The 17,193-nt window shown below is 49.3% G+C and carries 10 protein-coding genes, 1 tRNA gene and 1 pseudogene; 2 read left to right on the top strand and 10 right to left on the bottom strand.

All coding sequences use genetic code 11. The annotated features are described in order from the left end of the window. Positions 1-120: 120 nt before the first annotated feature. A tRNA-Met gene (locus AC07UY_RS02300) sits at positions 121-197 on the top strand. Between the two features lie 85 nt (positions 198-282). Here the strand turns inward: AC07UY_RS02300 and AC07UY_RS02295 are convergent. The 7 genes and pseudogenes from AC07UY_RS02295 to amiC all read right to left on the bottom strand — a co-directional run bounded on the left by AC07UY_RS02295 (position 283) and on the right by amiC (position 7,061). Next, positions 283-1,224 (bottom strand): phosphoglycerate dehydrogenase, encoded by a 942-nt coding sequence (locus tag AC07UY_RS02295; protein ID WP_494700681.1) that lies wholly within the window; start codon positions 1,222-1,224, stop codon positions 283-285. Positions 1,225-1,300: 76 nt separating this feature from the next. After that, a complete protein-coding gene (locus AC07UY_RS02290; protein ID WP_494700680.1) occupies positions 1,301-1,897 on the bottom strand; it encodes a KpsF/GutQ family sugar-phosphate isomerase in 597 nt (198 codons plus the stop codon). After that, positions 1,890-3,074: a MalY/PatB family protein gene (locus AC07UY_RS02285; protein ID WP_494700679.1), complete on the bottom strand. Its 1,185-nt coding sequence runs from the start codon at positions 3,072-3,074 to the stop codon at positions 1,890-1,892. The genes AC07UY_RS02290 and AC07UY_RS02285 overlap by 8 nt, the downstream gene beginning before the upstream one ends. Further along, positions 3,074-3,409 (bottom strand): PTS sugar transporter subunit IIB, encoded by a 336-nt coding sequence (locus tag AC07UY_RS02280; RefSeq protein ID WP_494700687.1) that lies wholly within the window; start codon positions 3,407-3,409, stop codon positions 3,074-3,076. The genes AC07UY_RS02285 and AC07UY_RS02280 overlap by 1 nt, the downstream gene beginning before the upstream one ends. Further along, positions 3,388-4,654 (bottom strand): annotated as a pseudogene (locus AC07UY_RS02275) (PTS transporter subunit EIIC); the annotation flags it as partial. The pseudogene AC07UY_RS02275 and the gene AC07UY_RS02280, both read right to left, overlap by 22 nt. 31 nt (positions 4,655-4,685) lie before the next feature. Continuing rightward, positions 4,686-5,510, bottom strand: a complete 825-nt coding sequence (locus AC07UY_RS02270; RefSeq protein ID WP_494700678.1) for a PRD domain-containing protein — start codon at positions 5,508-5,510, stop codon at positions 4,686-4,688. Positions 5,511-5,807: 297 nt separating this feature from the next. Continuing rightward, the gene (amiC, locus tag AC07UY_RS02265; protein WP_276294062.1) at positions 5,808-7,061 is read right to left on the bottom strand and encodes an N-acetylmuramoyl-L-alanine amidase AmiC; all 1,254 of its coding nucleotides are present in this window, start codon (positions 7,059-7,061) and stop codon (positions 5,808-5,810) included. A gap of 233 nt (positions 7,062-7,294) precedes the next feature. On the opposite strand from amiC, the gene argA reads away from it, so the two are divergent. Further along, positions 7,295-8,626 (top strand): amino-acid N-acetyltransferase, encoded by a 1,332-nt coding sequence (gene argA / locus AC07UY_RS02260; RefSeq protein ID WP_203360147.1) that lies wholly within the window; start codon positions 7,295-7,297, stop codon positions 8,624-8,626. Positions 8,627-8,860: 234 nt separating this feature from the next. Here the strand turns inward: argA and recD are convergent, their stop codons facing one another. The 3 genes from recD to ptrA are packed head-to-tail and all read right to left on the bottom strand — an operon-like array spanning position 8,861 to position 17,125. Continuing rightward, positions 8,861-10,705 carry an exodeoxyribonuclease V subunit alpha gene (gene recD / locus AC07UY_RS02255; RefSeq protein ID WP_494700677.1) on the bottom strand — a complete coding sequence of 615 codons (1,845 nt, stop codon included), beginning with the start codon at positions 10,703-10,705 and terminating at the stop codon, positions 8,861-8,863. Next, positions 10,705-14,244: an exodeoxyribonuclease V subunit beta gene (gene recB, locus AC07UY_RS02250; protein ID WP_494661313.1), complete on the bottom strand. Its 3,540-nt coding sequence runs from the start codon at positions 14,242-14,244 to the stop codon at positions 10,705-10,707. The genes recD and recB overlap by 1 nt, the downstream gene beginning before the upstream one ends. Next, positions 14,237-17,125: a pitrilysin gene (gene ptrA, locus AC07UY_RS02245; RefSeq protein WP_494700676.1), complete on the bottom strand. Its 2,889-nt coding sequence runs from the start codon at positions 17,123-17,125 to the stop codon at positions 14,237-14,239. Before ptrA ends, recB begins: the two co-directional genes overlap by 8 nt. Positions 17,126-17,193 lie beyond the last annotated feature (68 nt).

Raw genomic sequence — 17,193 nt, 5'->3', positions numbered from 1 at the left:
GGGGTGGAGCAGCCTGGTAGCTCGTCGGGCTCATAACCCGAAGGTCGTCGGTTCAAATCCGGCCCCCGCAACCAACACATTGTGAAGAAGAAGTTACTCGATGGAAGAGTAAAAGACGGACGCGGGGTGGAGCAGCCTGGTAGCTCGTCGGGCTCATAACCCGAAGGTCGTCGGTTCAAATCCGGCCCCCGCAACCAACATAAAGAAACCGCATAGTCGTTAATGACCTGCGGTATTTTTTTATCTGCATATCCCCAAAACCACACTGTTCATCGTTCACAATCAATTTTTTACCATCTTACCGCCAAAGAAATCAATAATCGACTGGGCAGTATGGATTCCTGTCTCATGATATGATTCCACTGTCGCCGCAGCTATATGTGGCGTCGTGATAATATTTTGCGAGTGCAGCAAAGGACTGAATTGCGGTAACGGTTCTTGGTTGAATACATCCAGTGCAGCATAAACATTCCTTTCTTCAATAACCTGTAATAAAGCACTTTCATCAACCAGTTTTCCCCGGGCAGCATTAATCATCAGAGCACCGTTTCGCATCATTGATAGATATTTATGACTGATAAAATTTTCTAATGAGGGCGAGTAAGGGAGAAGAACAACAATGATGTTCGATTGCATGAAGATGTCTTCTACGGAAACAAACCTAATACCGAATTTCTCAGCATCGCTAAAATCGAGTTTTTTATCATATGCCAGGATTTCAGTGTCAAAACCGGACAGTCTTTTAACAAGAGTTTTTGCGATATTCCCAAATCCTAATAATCCAATCCTTTTTCCGTTTAATTCACTTCCCAGAGAATCCCCCCAGTAACCGTTTTGCAAGTCCAGATAACTAGCTGGGATATTCCGCAACCCTGAAAAAATAAGTCCCATGATAAATTCAGCAACAGCGTTAGAATTAATACCCGGAGCATTATTCACCACTATTCCATAGTCCTTCGCAGCAACCACATCAATATTGTCAATACCCGTACCGAATCTTGATATGATTTTTAAACCAGGCATAAGAGAGAATGTGCTGGAATCATAACAGTCTGTACCCGCAATGACTGCACAAATTGATTCCCTTACCTCCGCTGACTCTGATTTCATAAGATGATCAACATTATTTTTAAATATAAGATTAAATTGGCTGTCTCTCAATAACTTGCACGCTGAAACACAACGCCCTGAAAAGCTAGAAACAGTAACTAATACATTTTTCATCCTGATATTCCCTACAAGGCACGCCACCATACAGATGATGGCGTTGACCGGTTACACTAAATATTAATAAACTAGGCTATGAATTCGCTTTAATGCCGAGAGCACCTCCAGGATGAAATAAGCCAAAATCGGCTCGAGTAAACTGCTTAATTTCTGATAACGCGAGTGCAACTGCATCACCTACGACAAGAACTGCTGTAGATGAACAGGATGGTGCCAATCCCAAATTATCCGCCTCATATTTAATAGGAATTTCAATAGATAAATCACAACGTGTAGCAAGTGATGAGTTATGACTTCTGGTGAATGAGACCAGAAAATTTTTCATTTTTTTCAGGCTTGGTAGGGTTGCTAAAATTTCCGTAGTTTCACCACTGTTAGATATCAGAATAACAACATCGTCTTTGGTAACCATGCCAAGGTCACCATGCAGAGCTTCTGTACCGTGAATAAAAAATGACGGAGTTCCCGTACTCGAAAATGTGGCGGCCAATTTTTTGGCGATAATCCCTGATTTTCCCACTCCAATAAAAACGACTTTTCCATTACAGGATTGAAGTATTTTTATCAAACTTGCCGCTTCAGAAAGTGGAGAATTAATAATATCTTCAACTGCTTTTTGTTCATTACGCATAAAATTTTTAACAAGAGAAACAATATCGGAATTACTCATGATTACTTTCCTGATTAATTTTATCAATAACGTAGGCAATGCGACACAACCCTTGGTATAATTTTTCTCTGCTACACGCCAGATTCAGTCGCAGAAAATTCTCTCCACCTGGGCCGTATACGCTACCGGCCATAATACCGACTTTACCTTCATGTATTAATTTTGAGTAAAACACCTCAAATTGGCAACTAATATGCGAGCAATCTACCCAAGCAAAATAACACCCTTCGGGGTCTCTAAAAAATAGCGAAGGTATATTTTTTTTGATATAAGCAACAGTAAAGTCAATATTCGATTTAAGGTGTAATTTTAAATCTCTTAACCATGTATCGCATTCATTATAGGCAACAATGGTTGCAATGACGTTCAGCACTGAAGGCGAGTTCACGAAATCACGGTAGCGAGTAATCGTTCTTAGCTTATTATTAAAATCGCCATCAGGAGCAATAACATATGAACCGGTCAAAGCCGGAACATTAAACGTTTTGGATATAGAGTTAAAAGTGATGGTTTTAACATAGCGTAATCTCACTGCAGATGTAAACTCCTGACTAAACGTGAAATCACTATGAATTTCATCAGAGAAAAGCCAGCATTTGTATTTATCACAACTTTCTGAAATTCGTTTCAGCTCATTCTCCGACCACACCCTTCCTATCGGATTATGCGGATTACATAATAAAACAACCTTAGCGTTTTTGACTTTCGAATTAAAATCATTCCAGTCAATTCCATAATTACCTTCTTCATCTTTAATCAGAATAGATGTTAACAATCGTCTACCAGAGTTTTTTATAACATCAAAAAAAGCATTATATGCAGGAGTAAAAATAAGAACACCATCCTCCTGACAGGTCAGTATCTCAATAGATTTTGCAATGGAATACATTACACTTGGGCTATATGTAATCCAGTTCGCATCAATTTCAGCATTATAATTACGCCCATACCAGTGGCATATTGCGTTAAGATATTCACTGTGCTGCCAGCGGCTATATCCAAATACAGGATGTTCCAGTCGTTTGCGTAATGCTCTGGTAATCTCTTCCGGAATCGTTAAATCCATATCCGATATGGAAAAGGGAATAATGTCTTTCACACCAAACCTGTCTTCACAGAAATCCCACTGGGTACAAAAAGTTCCTGCTCGTGAAATAGGATTGTTAAAAATATCCATCAGCATAACTCCATGTATTTATCCATTTCCTTACGCAAGGAAATAACCTTTGTACCTATGATAACCTGCAGTGTATTTGCATCGAGTTTGACGATAGCGATCCCACCAAGTTTTTTAATGACTGCTTCGTCTATTAAGTCCATGTCCCCAATTGTTAATCTCAAACGGGTAACACAATTATCTAGTGATTTGATGTTCTCTTTACCACCAAGCGCCTTAACCATTAACTCAGCTGTTTTCAGATCTGCATTTATGCTCATTACAGGTTTAGTTATGCTCGTTAATCCATCTGTAACTGTCGTTTCTTGAACATTGTCTTCGCGACCAACAGTCATCAGATTATATTTAATGATGGCCCATTTAAACACAAAGAAATAAATAAAGAAGTAAGCAATTTCGATACAGACGGCAATAGGCCAACCTGTTCTTGTACCACGCAATACGCCAAAACTCATGAATTGAATAAGATCACCAGTAAATCCCATTTTTACACCAAGATACGGTAAGAACATATTGGCAAAACCGTTCATAAAGGCGTGAAATGCAAATAAAATCGGACTTACGAACAAAAACAGAAATTCAATTGGTTCACTAACACCACCGATAATCACTGTAAGCACACCGGAAATAAGAAGAGCTTTAATAGCTTTACGGTTTTGCACCTGAGCCGTCTGATACATAGCAAGAGCAGCACCAGCAAGACCGTACTGGATCATCAATTTACCCTGTTCCATCTTACCCGCAAGATCTAATGGAATAACGGCATTCTCTTTGATATAAGCCATAAACATGTTGAGCGTGCCATAATATTCCTCGCCACCAATTACCTCAGATCCGCCAATTGGCGTAAACCTAAATACAGATGTAACCAAGTGATTCAGCCCAAAAGGGATTGTCACGCGTTCTGCAACGGCATAGAAAAAATATCCCACTGGACCAGAGGTCGATATCCAATGACCAATCAGCATGAAAAGACTAAAGAATGGAGGCCACACAAAAGGTATGACAAGGCCAAATACACTCATAATAATCAACGTGACGATAGGGACAAGACGTGGACCACTATAGAATCCAAGCGATTCCGGGATACGTAAATTTACAATCCGTTTGTACATGGTGAACACTATAAGACCTGCAACTATTCCACCCAATACGCTTGTGTTGTATGACTGAATACCCAAAATAATAGTCTGCCCATGAGTTGACATCTGATCCGCTGTGACCAATAAATTATGGTTCTTAAGATAGAAATTCGTTCCCAAATGCATTGCCATAAAACCAATCAAACCAGAGAATGCCCCATAAGCTTTATCCTCTTTTTCTTTTAATAGTCCCAGCGGGATTGCTATCGCAAATAAAACGGGTAAATTAACAAATGCAAATAAACCAAGACTGACGACAAAGTCTAAAAATGATTTAATTGAAGGAAACCCTAGTACTGGAATTAATTTAGCCATCTCCTCACTGGCTAAACCGCTTCCCAGTCCTAACATCATACCGCACACACTTAACAGAGCGATGGGATACATAAATGCTTTACCCAGACTCTGAAAAAAACTCCAGGCTTTTTTCTGTGTCATGTTAATTATCTCATGATAATGTGGAATAGAGTCAGTCCATTAATACTTTAATGCGAATTGAGAGATACAGTTTTTCTTCCATTGCCAGTTCATAACTAAATACTGAATTTAAATAGTTTTCTACTTTATGTATGGAGCGTTGTAGAGTTAAATCTTTTTCAAGAATGTGTTCATAAATATCTCCAATGTCTTTTTCCTTAATGTTTTCATTGCATAATACGCGACAAGCAAAATATTTAAGATGTATCATGAACCGAGAATAGTTATATGCGTTTTTGTCTACCTTTCTTTCATAAACTTTTTCAATGATATCTGTAATTTTTTGTGATAACTCTATAATCCTGACAGATTCATAATCTGATGTATTTTCATAATTATTTAATATATGCAACGCTATAAAACCAATTTCATCATCTGGCAATTGTATATTAAACTGCTCATTGATGATAGTTAGCGCGTCTCTGCTGATAGCATATTCTGATTTGTATAATGATTTAATCTCATCAAGAAACACATTACTTATCTGTACCCCTGATGTAATACGTGAAATTGCATTAGAAATATGGTCTGCAAGAATTAATAGAAGCGACGGGTTTAATTTTTTATCTAGATTCATCTCTGCATAACGAACGATTTGTTCAGACACGAAAATATAATCAATATCAACGCGTTCAATTAGTTTATATAATTTATTTTTTTCATCACTTCTGACATAAAAAGTTCTGTTCGATGGATGCTGAGGAACTGACATTCCATATTTTTTATTGTAACCAACTCCGGGACCGGAAATGATTACCTCCTGACCGTTCATCGATGCCAGCACACAATTATTGTTCATGACTTTTTCGATGATCATTTCATAGCTCCAAAAAAAAGGCAAGACAAGTAAGAAGTAATAATTACTTCAAACATTGCCTTGCCTGATTTAACAGTTACAAGATGAATAACTAATGTACATACACTACACAGGATTTCTTTTAATAAAAGAGATACCGATCCTGTTTTTGAATTAACTTATCAAAACCACGATCCAAATCACAAAAAATCATTTATAATTTATTTCATGAATTCATTTCAAAAATAAATAAAAAAAATACAATATATACTCTGGATGACCAGGCCAAAACCGTCTTCATCGCAGACAGCTTTTTTATTATCCCCTTCTCGCCAGCGTCGCCCCATCGGCGAAGTAGGCTTTGATCCCTGCCAATATAGACTCTGCCACTTCCTGCTGGAACGTCGCTGTTTTGAGCTTCCGCTCTTCTTCAACGTTACTGATAAAGGCAGTTTCAACCAGAATCGAAGGGATATCTGGCGCTTTCAACACGGCAAACCCGGCCTGCTCTACCTGATTCTTGTGCAGGTTGTTGACCTGGCCAAGTTTCTTCAGCACCGCTTTCCCGAACTTCAGGCTGTCGGCAATGGTCAGCGATTGCACCATGTCGAACATCGTGTGATCGACGTAGCGGTCGCCGCTTTTACTGACCCCCCCGATCAAATCCGAGGCGTTCTGGGTTTGCGCCAGGTATTTTGCAGCCGTACTGGTTGCGCCTTTAGTGGAAAGGGCAAACACCGACGACCCGCTGGGCTGTCGACTGGTAAATGCATCCGCGTGAATTGAGACGAAAAGGTCGGCACGCTGTTTTTGAGCTTTCGCGACGCGCACTTTCAGCGGAATGAAGATATCTTCGTTTCGCGTCATATAGACCTTCATGTTGCCTTCTTGCTCGATCAGCGCCCGCAGGCGACGGGCGATCTGCAACACCACATCTTTTTCACGCGTCTTGTATTTGCCCACAGCGCCGGAGTCTTCGCCGCCGTGCCCCGGATCGAGCATGATCACAATCGGACGATCACGCCCCGCTTTACCCGGCTGTGGGCCGCTCTGCGCGGGTGGTACCTGTTTCTCCAGATCGCCTTTGTTGTAATCCTCAAGCAACGCCAGCAGCGGATCCTGCATGTCCTGCGCATTGGCAGGATAGAGATCCATCACCAGACGTTCTTTAAAACCCGCCACCGGCGCGAGGGCAAACAGCTGCGGCTTCACGTTCTGCTTCAGTTCAAACACCATGCGCACGGTCTGCGGATCAAACTGCCCCACTCGTGCCGATTTGATGTAGGGATCATCCGGGCGGATCTGGGTTCCGATGCCTTTGAGCACGGAGTTCAAATTCACACCTTCAATATCCACCACGACGCGCTCAGGATTACTCAGGGCAAATTGTTTGTATTTCAACTCGCGGTTCGATTCCACCGTCACACGGGTGTAACTGGATGCTGGCCAAATACGAACCGCAACGACCTGACTGACCGCAGCCAGACCGACCTGGCTTACGCTCAATAGCCACATGGCGCCCGCCCCTTGCAGTAAACGACGGCGGCTGATTGCTGGATTGGATCCCGACATGCTTCTCCCGAGCAAAACAAATCTAACGGTGCTGATTTACAAAACGTCTGAATTGACCGGAAACTTTAGCGAATGACGCATAATCTGTCATCTATAAAACGGTAAACTTTCTTTTTGTATTCACGGTATTACTGATAAATACCTTCGACTGCTGGCAAATTTGCACTTGCGCCCGGAGAAAAAACAGAATAAAAATACACTTAATACGAATAATCATGCAAAGAGGGTGTGCCGTGGTGAAGGAACGTAGAACCGAACTGGTACAGGGATTCCGCCATTCTGTTCCCTATATCAATACCCATCGGGGGAAAACGTTTGTCATTATGCTGGGCGGCGAAGCCATCGAGCATGAGAATTTCTCCAGTATCGTCAATGACATCGGGCTTCTGCACAGCCTCGGCATTCGCCTGGTGGTCGTGTATGGCGCACGTCCGCAAATCGACGCGAACCTGGCCGCACACCATCATGAGCCGGTGTACCACAAAAATACGCGTGTGACGGACGCCAAAACCCTGGAGCTGGTCAAGCAGGCGGCTGGCACATTACAGCTGGATATCACCGCCCGTCTGTCGATGAGCCTCAATAACACGCCTCTACAGGGCGCGCACATCAACGTGGTCAGCGGCAACTTTATCATCGCACAGCCGTTGGGCGTTGATGATGGCGTCGATTACTGCCACAGCGGGCGTATTCGTCGTATTGATGAAGAGGCGATTCACCGCCAGCTCGACAACGGCGCGATTGTCCTGATGGGACCGGTCGCCGTCTCTGTCACCGGTGAAAGTTTTAACCTGACCTCAGAAGAGATCGCCACCCAGCTCGCCATCAAACTGAAGGCGGAGAAAATGATTGGCTTCTGCTCCTCACAAGGGGTTACCAACGACGATGGCGACATTGTTTCTGAACTGTTCCCGAATGAAGCACAGGCCCGCGTAGAAGCACAGGAAGAGAAAGAGGATTACAACTCCGGCACCGTGCGTTTCCTGCGCGGTGCGGTGAAAGCCTGTCGCAGCGGCGTACGTCGCTGCCATTTGATCAGCTATCAGGAAGATGGCGCGCTGTTACAGGAATTGTTCTCGCGTGACGGTATCGGCACGCAGATCGTGATGGAAAGCGCCGAACAAATCCGCCGCGCCACCATTAATGATATTGGCGGAATTCTCGAGCTTATCAGCCCGCTGGAACAGCAAGGGATTCTGGTGCGCCGTTCCCGTGAACAGCTGGAGATGGAGATCGACAAATTCACCATTATTCAGCGTGATAACCTGACCATCGCCTGCGCGGCGCTGTATCCTTTCCCGGAAGAGAAGATCGGCGAAATGGCCTGCGTGGCGGTACATCCGGATTATCGCAGTTCATCGCGGGGAGAAGTCCTGCTGGAGCGGATTGCCGCGCAGGCCAGACAAATCGGGCTTAGCAAGCTGTTTGTGCTGACCACGCGGAGCATTCACTGGTTTCAGGAGCGTGGCTTTACGCCGGTGGATATCGACCTGCTCCCCGAGAGCAAAAAAGAGATGTACAACTATCAGCGCCGTTCAAAAGTGTTGATGGCGGATTTGGGGTAGCGGCTTAATACGTTGCCGGTCTGATAAAACCGTTTCGCGCGCCATCGGGCACATTGCCGGATGGCGCTAACGCTTATCCGGCCTACAGTATCGGTCTGATAAAACAGTTTCACTTCGCCATCAGGTACATCGCCGGATGGCGCTAACGCTTATCCGGCCTACAGTATCGGTCTGATAAAACAGTTTCACTTCGCCATCAGGTACATCGCCGGATGGCGCTAACGCTTATCCGGCCTACAAATCCTGCTGCGTATTATCCTTGTTAAACAAGGCCGACAGCCCGCTACGGCGCTCGGTACGGGTCGCTATCGCGCCACTCAACACCCGTTCATCGGTATACAGCGACAGGCGACGGCGCGCTCGCGTAACCGCGGTATACACCAGCTCGCGCGTCACAACCGGTGTACGCTGCGTGGGCAGAATAAGCGCCGCGTGATCAAACTCCGAACCCTGAGATTTATGCACCGTCATCGCCCAGGTCGTTTCATGTTCCGGTAGACGGCTCGGCTGCACAGACTTAATGGCACCGTCCGGCATCGTAAACCAGACTCGCAGCCCCTGGCCGCGATCGAGCGCAATGCCGATATCGCCGTTAAATAATCCCAACGCGCTGTCGTTTCGCGCAATCATAACCGGCCGCCCTTCATACCAGCGCGAGTGCGAAGGAGTGGCAATTTTACGTTTTTCCCGCATCACGTGTTCGATACGGTCATTCAGTCCTTTTACGCCAAATGGCCCTTCGCGCAGCGCGCACAGCAGCTGGTAATCATTGAACGCCTGAATGATGGCATCGGGTTCCGCCCCCGCCCGAACCAGATCAAGATACCGCCCGTACCCAGCCATTGCCTCATCCAGCATCGCTGCGTAGTCTTCACTGCTCATCAGCGTCCGTTTTTCAATGTCGCTAAATCCTTGCTGGAAGACCGCCTTAACCGCAGATTTATCGCCGCGATTAATGGCAGCAGCCAGTTGGCCAATGCCGGAATCACTGCCAAAACGGTAGCTTTTTTGCAGCAAACAAAGGCTGTCACGCAGGGAAGCGGCGGCTTCTGTTTCTGCTCCAGCCGAAACCTGGCATCCGGTAAGCCGACTGAGCTGTTGCGCACGTGCAGGCGTAAAGCCGTCCTTCACACAGGCACAGATATCCCCCAACACAGCGCCCGCCTCAACGGATGCAAGCTGGTCACGATCGCCCAGAAAAATAACCCGCCCGTGCGTCGGTAACGCATCGATCAGGCGCGACATCATCGGAAGGTCAATCATTGACGCTTCATCAACCACCAGCACATCCAGATGCAGCGGGTTGCCCGCATGGTGACGCAGACGCTGACTGCCAGGCTGCGCGCCTAACAGTCGATGCAGGGTACTGGCGTCATCCGGGATCCGTTTTTTTTGCTCATCGGTAAGCGGTAATTGACGTAATGCTTTCCCCAGCGATTCTGTCAGTCGCGCCGCCGCTTTGCCCGTGGGCGCCGCCAGCCGGATACGACAGCGTTCGCCGTCGGCCATCTGAATCAACGCCGCCAGCAGCTTTGCCACGGTCGTCGTTTTGCCCGTCCCCGGGCCGCCAGAAATCACCGAGATACGGCGGGTCAACGCCACGGCAGCCGCCACTTTTTGCCAGTTGATTTCATCGGTGGGAGGGAAAAGCGCATCAAGCGTCTGGGTTAGCTGCTGCTCATCCAGCTCAATCGCCTGATTCACCTCGCTAAAAAAGCGCGCTACCGTACGTTCATTACGCCACATTCGGTTCAGATAGAGGCGATCGTCGTGCAAAATGAGCGGCGTTGGCTGTTCGCCACGGCTAACCGCGGCAGACGTTAACAGGCGTTGCGTCCAGTCGATGCGCTCTGGCGCTTCGTTGAGCCATGTCAGCAACAGCGGATGAGTGTCTTCCGTGATGGACAGCCGCGAAAGCGGCAGACAGACGTGGCCTTCCCCCGCATCACGACTGAGCAACGCCGCCGCCAGCGTCACCGCCGGATCGTCATTGCCGGCAACAGCCAGCGCAAACTGCGCATCCAGCGGTCTTAACTGCTTTTGTTCTACTGCATCCAGTAAGCGTTTCTGGATTGTCATTACGCCTCCTCCCGTACCGCGCCTGCAAACATCTCGTCCATCTGTGCAATTAATTCGCTGTCCGGACGGGTCGCGTAAATGCCTTGCTGTGGTTGTTCGCTATCCACGCCGCGCAGGAAGAGATAGATAACGCCGCCGAAATGGCGCTCGTAGTCGTAGTCCGCGATGCGATGGCGCAAATACCGATGCAGGGCCAGCGTATACAACTGGTATTGCAGGTCGTAACGGTGCGCCTGCATCGCCGAAGCCATCGCCTGTTGGGTGTAGGCGGCACTGTCCTCGCCAAGCCAGTTAGATTTGTAATCGAGCAGGTAATAACGCCCTTCATGGCGAAACACCAGATCAATAAATCCTTTCAACATGCCGCGCACCTGCATGAAGTCCAACGGCGGGCACCCGGCAGAGAGCGGATCGTACTGACGAATGAGCGCATCCAGTTGGCTGGCATTCAGCGGCTGGGCTATCGGCAGATAAAACTCCATCTCTACCTGTTTGTCGCGCTCGGAGAGATGACGCAGACTCACGCCCGTATCGTTAAGCGGCGCCTGTAAGACGGCCTCCAGCCACGCTGTCAAAACCGGTTCCCAGTGTGCGTCGAAACCTCCCAACGCCAGTTTCTCTTGTACCCAGGCGGCATCAACAGACTGAGTAAAATCAAGGTCTTCAAACAAGCTGTGCAGGAAGGTGCCCGGCGATGCGCCGCGCGGAAACTGATGTGGGGTTAACCCCGGCTCAACCGTCACCTCAGCGACACCAGCGGCATCAACATCAAGGCGAGGGATTAAGTCCTGAGCAACACTGTGGCCTCGCTGCTGTAGGCCGGAATAACTGGTTACCCGCCAGCTATCGCTCAGGGGGCGTTGTAACACTTTCGCGCTCAGTTCGGCGCGGGCGGCTTGCGCCACCTGCCAGCGTTCGGTGTCCGGCGCGCCCGTTATTTGCAGGGCGATATCTTCACCACACAACGATTCAATGCACGCGCGAAGCCCGGCGGCATCTTTCGGTTCACCTTTTTGCAGCAGACGGCCCAGTGCGCTCTGGTGCACATCCGTCTCCCCTTTTTTATCACTACGGCGACGCACCAGCGGCGCAACGCCGAGACTGCAATGCCATACTGAACGGGTCAGCGCAACATAGAGCAAGCGGAGATCTTCCGCCAGCCGTTCGGCTTCCGCCAGTTCAATGCTCTCATCGGCCTCGCTGAGATCCAATACCGCTTCAAATGAGCGGCGATCATGATAAAACGCCTGATCCTGAATACGGAAATGGCTAATAAAGGGCAACCAGACCAGCGGGTACTCCAGCCCTTTCGATTTATGAATGGTGACGATTTGCACCAGATGCTTATCGCTTTCCAGACGCATTTGCTGGCTGGAGGCATTGCTGTCGGGTTCCAGAATATGCTGCGAAAGCCAGCGAACCAGCGCATGCTCGCTCTCCAGTTGCGATCCCGCTTCCTGCAAAAGTTCGCTGATGTGCAGAATATCGGTGAGACGGCGCTCACCTCCTGCTGTCGCCAGCAGGTTTTCCGCAATGTTTCTCTGCGACATCAGCGCGCGCAGCATGGGCATCACACCGCGTTTGCGCCAGATCTGACGGTAGCCGTCAAACTCCTCCACAACCGCGTCCCAGGCGTTCTCGTCATTATTAAGTCTGTCGATGTCCTGCGCATTTAACCCCATCATCGAGGCGGCAAGCGCGCTGCGCAGCGTGTTTTCGCGCTCAGGCGTCATCACCGCCTGTAAAACCCACAGCAGCTCTTGCGCTTCAAGGGTGTCAAAAACGCTGTCGCGGTTAGAGAGATACACAGACGGGATATCCAGTTGCGTCAGCGCATCACGAATCTGGGCGGCTTCCTGACGACTGCGCACCAGTACGCTGATATCCGAAGCGCGAACGGGTCGCGAGGTTTTGCCGCTGTTCAGCAGAGCCTGACCCGAGTGTCCCGCCTTCAGCCAGTCACGGATTTGTGCGGCGCAAACGTGCGCCATGGTGCTTTGGTAGTCGCCAATGCCACAACTCTCACCGTCCATTAACCACATGCGCATGGCGGGTTGCGTCTCGCCGTTCAATACAAATTGCAGCGCCTGATTTTTATCAGCGGACTTCACCGGCGTGAACGGGATCTCACGAAACATGAAGGCATCATCCATCTGATCAAACAGCGTATTGACGCTGTTGACCATGCCCGGCGCAGAACGCCAGTTCGTGTCGAGCGTATAGTGCGCCGTCACCTCGCTGCGCGCCTTCATGTAGGTGAAGATATCCGCGCCACGGAATGCGTAAATCGCCTGTTTTGGATCGCCAATCAGCAACAGCGCCGTCTCCGGCTGATGCTGCCAGATGCGGCGAAAAATACGGTATTGTTGCGGATCGGTATCCTGAAATTCATCGATCATCGCTACCGGAAAACGACCGCGAATGGCCGACGCCAGCGCCTCGCCGCTTTCACTTCGCAGCGCCGCATCAAGGCGGCTGAGCATGTCATCGAAGCCTAACTCTCCCCGACGCTGCTTTTCCCGTGCGACCGTTTCCCGAATCTCCGCCAGTGCCCGGGTGATAACCAAATCGCGAATCGTCAGCGGCTCTGCAAGGAGTTCGTCAATTGCCACAAACAGTGCGTGCTCGGGCGTAACACCGCCCGCTTTGGTTCGCTCTTCTAAAAAGCGCTGCGAGAATTTCTCCAACGCTTCAGGCAACTGATAAGTCTGCGTTTCTGCCTGCGCCCATGCGGTTACCTTCTCGATCCATTTTGCCTGGTTGCCACGGTTGAATTTTCTGCGATCGATGCCTGACGATTCGATCAGCGCGTCAAGTTCCTCAACCGCTTCACACCATTGCTGTTTGATCCGGGTGATTCGCGCCAGAATCTGCGCATGGCGCGATGCCAGCGTCTCTTCGTCTGGCGGAGGGGCTTTAATTACCGGAGCTTCACCCTGCAGGTAGCGGTCAATATCTTTCAGCAGCGCCTGCGGGCCTTTCCATGTTTCAAAGACAACCTGGGCAATTTCACGCGGGAGTGGGTAACAGTGACGACGCCAAAAGTCCGCACAGGCCTGATAACGCAGGAGGGATTCGTCTTCGATGAGCTGTTGCTCGAATAACATCCCCGACTCAAAGGCATTCAGACTCAGCATGCGCTGGCAAAAACCGTGAATGGTGAAGACCGCAGCTTCATCCATCTGCCGTTCGGCCAACAATAACCACTGTGCGGCCTGCTTTTTATCGTTAATTTCGTCTAACAGGCGGGCATAGAGCGGGTTATCGGTCGATTCCCGCAGACAGGCAATGCGCAATTCGTGGATATTACTGCGGATTCGACCGCGTAGCTCTTCGGTGGCGGCCTCGGTAAAGGTCACCACCAATAACTCTTCTACGGTTAACGGACGGGGAAAGGCGGCAGAGCCGCCCAGTCCAAGTAGCAGACGCAGATAGAGCGCTGCGATAGTAAAGGTTTTGCCAGTGCCTGCGGACGCTTCAATCAGGCGCTCGCCCGTGAGGGGCAAGCGTAGAGGATCAAGAGACTCAGCATCATTCATTCTTTTCACTCATCAGGGGCAAGGTTTGCTGCAACGCGCTGACGGTCTGCCACACTTTCCCGCCTTCCAGGGTCGCATATTCTGCTTTCCCGTTCTGGCTTCCGGAAACCTGTGACAGTATCGCCATGCCTTGCGGCTCTACCACCGCCTGATGGAAGAAGTCGGCAAGTTTTTGCGGCGTCAGCAGTTTAATCTGAGCCACGATTTTATCACGCGAATCGAAGTGCATATTACCCCGATCGAAATCTTTGCTTAACTGCGAGGCTTCCGCGCCCAGCGTTTGCGGCGCTTCTAACATTTGCGCAATGACCGCCTGCTGAATTTGTGCAAACTCGGCCGGTTTCATTGCCCGCAGCTTCGCTTCCGCCGTCGGGAAAAAGGCTTTATAGCGCTCCCAGAGATAAGCTGGCTGTTTGTCGCTGCTTTGCAGCAGGAAACCCATCCCCCACTGGCGACCCACGTTCATCGGAAAAGCAAACACCGCGTAGCCCAACTGTTCTTCGGTACGCAGTTGGTTGTAGAACCATGGCTGAACGATTTGCCCCAACATGGCGCTGTACGCAGTACTGGTGTGTTCATCGTATCCCGAAGGTACAAACACCGCCGCCAGCGCAGAGTCCGTACTGCTGCCCGCTTTTTCAAAAATGACCGACTGTTTTTTATCGACCAGCACATCTTTGTTGCGACACCATTCTGAACCCTTCGCACCCAGCTGTTTCTGGATATCCTGCGCCATGGTTTTGGCCTGCGTTTCGCTCATGTTGCCGATAACCAGAAACTCCGGTCGGGCCCCCACTTTTAACGCATCGCGGTACGCCATAACCTCTTCCAGGGTGATTGATGGCAACAACTTACGGCGTTCATCACGCGAGAAGTAAGGCACCTGAGAAATCATCTGCACGGGCATAATGGCCTGATCGTAGGCTTTACCTTTCTCGGCAGAATCCATCATCTGCGCATACCAGGACTTCGCCTGTTCCAGCTGCTCTTGCGTTGCAGAGTAGCTGAAGTAGCCTTCCAGCAACGCCTGGAAAAGCTGCGGCAAACGCTGAGTGTAGCCATTGGCGTTCAGCATCAACCCATTATTGGCATTAGTCGAAAACCCTATCCCGCCCACGGCGGCCTGATTACTTAACTGATCAAGCGCAATGCCTGCCAGATAATCATTCAGCGCAAACATCACCTGATTTCTGGCGCTGTTCATGGCTTTTGGATTACGCAGCACCACGCTCACATCGGCTTTTGGCTCACTGGCAAAGTAACGGCTCGGTGCATACACCAGGCGTAAATCCGGTTTATCGATGATCAGTTCCGGGTGTGCATATTCCTTCTCTTTCTTAATCAACGAGAAGTCATCAGGAATGTAGGGGTTAAGCTCCGGCAAGGAGAGCGAAATCGCCTGCGCTTTTTGCTGCCACTGGGCAAAGGTTTTGTCGTCGATTTTGTTGACCTGATAAGGGGCATCAACAAAGTAAGCGGTTTTGTTATGTGGCTCATTCGGGCTGATATACCAGACGCGGGCATTCTGCGGCGTCATCATCGCCAGACGGGCTTTTACCGCATCAGCATCATACTGATCGGCGATGTTAACCGCATCCAGAGTATGGTCGACGGGCACGCGAATCATGGTGTCTGCCAGCCATTCCACGTAATCCATATCACGTGTGATGGACGGATAACGGAAGTCGAGATCCAGGACGTGCGCCAGCTCATCAAAGTAGCGTTTATCCACGCCTTTTTCGCGTAACAGATTGAGATAGCTAAAGATGGCCGCGACAACTTCATCACGATTCGCCAGACCTTTGTCGGTAAGCGTGGCTGAAATGGCCAGCACACCGCTGTTACCGTTGACGACAGGATCGGAATCCGCACGAATACCTTCCACCAGTCCTTGCTTTTGCAACCAGTCAGAGAGGGTGCCCGGGCTACGATTGCCAATCAGATAGGTCACCAGTTCGTCGGTTTTGCTACGGAACTGAGCGCTGTTGTTGTCGATACGAAACTCGACGCGCAGCACTTTACGCGGCAGCGCAGGCACATAATGGATGATGACCCCTTTTTGCGCGTCAGTGACCACCGGAACCGTGATTTCCGGTTTTACGGTATTTTTATTCGGTACCCGACCGTAGGTATCGGCAGCAATACGCGCCAGCTCTGGCAACGGTTTATTGCTATAAATCACCGCCTTCATCAGGTTGGCTGAATAGTATTTCTCATGAAATTCCTGCAAAGCCTGCAGCACCGGCTGACCGGGTTTGTCGCTTAATGTTTGCAGATTCCCGCCAGAAAAACGTGAACCGGGGTGCGCCGGGTTAATGGTTTCCGCACTCACTTGCGCCATACGCATACCATCTCGCGTGCGCGCCAGTGTCAGTTCAGCGTTAACGGCATTGCGTTCGCGTTCGGCATATTTTTTATCCAGCAAGGGCGCTGCGATGGCATCGGCCAGACGATCCACCGCCCCCACCAGCGCATCGTTCTCGACTTCCAGATAGAAAGCAGTGCGATAAGGCGCGGTGCTGGCATTGTGGCTGCCGCCGTGCATCTTGAGGAATTCAGAGAGACTGTCTGCCTGCGGATATTTTTTCGAGCCCATCAGACTCATGTGCTCAAGGTAATGCGCCAGCCCCTGATGTGCTTCCGGGTCTTCCAGCGATCCCACTGGGACCACTAATGCAGAAAGCGACTTTACGGCTTGCGGATCGGATACCAGCAATACCACCATGCCATTATCCAGGCGCACGGCCTGATACTGGCGGGTGTCTTTATCGCTTTTACGGATGGTTTCTGCCAAAGGCTGCCAACCTGTATCTGCCTGACTTAAAGGTGCCCAAAGGGCGACAAACAAAAATAACGCTCTGAACCAGGTGCTGCGGGGCATTCACGAACCTCATCATTAACTTTCATTCCTGCTCGTACCCAACACCGCGAGGATGTCTGATTGAACAG

The sequence above is a fragment of the Citrobacter sp. GW821-FHT02E08 genome (assembly GCF_059421685.1).
Note: the sequence above shows the minus strand (reverse complement) of the source record. Positions and strands in the feature narration are given on the sequence as shown.

What these genes read in the sequence shown, in the direction of transcription:
- AC07UY_RS02295 (WP_494700681.1), bottom strand. Translation starts at nt 1,224, where the DNA reads ATGAAAAATGTATTAGTTACTGTTTCTAGCTTTTCAGGGCGTTGTGTT.
- AC07UY_RS02290 (WP_494700680.1), bottom strand. Translation starts at nt 1,897, where the DNA reads ATGAGTAATTCCGATATTGTTTCTCTTGTTAAAAATTTTATGCGTAAT.
- AC07UY_RS02285 (WP_494700679.1), bottom strand. Translation starts at nt 3,074, where the DNA reads ATGGATATTTTTAACAATCCTATTTCACGAGCAGGAACTTTTTGTACC.
- AC07UY_RS02280 (WP_494700687.1), bottom strand. Translation starts at nt 3,409, where the DNA reads ATGACTGTTGGTCGCGAAGACAATGTTCAAGAAACGACAGTTACAGAT.
- AC07UY_RS02270 (WP_494700678.1), bottom strand. Translation starts at nt 5,510, where the DNA reads ATGATCATCGAAAAAGTCATGAACAATAATTGTGTGCTGGCATCGATG.
- amiC (WP_276294062.1), bottom strand. Translation starts at nt 7,061, where the DNA reads ATGTCGGGATCCAATCCAGCAATCAGCCGCCGTCGTTTACTGCAAGGG.
- recD (WP_494700677.1), bottom strand. Translation starts at nt 10,705, where the DNA reads ATGACAATCCAGAAACGCTTACTGGATGCAGTAGAACAAAAGCAGTTA.
- recB (WP_494661313.1), bottom strand. Translation starts at nt 14,244, where the DNA reads ATGAATGATGCTGAGTCTCTTGATCCTCTACGCTTGCCCCTCACGGGC.
- ptrA (WP_494700676.1), bottom strand. Translation starts at nt 17,125, where the DNA reads ATGCCCCGCAGCACCTGGTTCAGAGCGTTATTTTTGTTTGTCGCCCTT.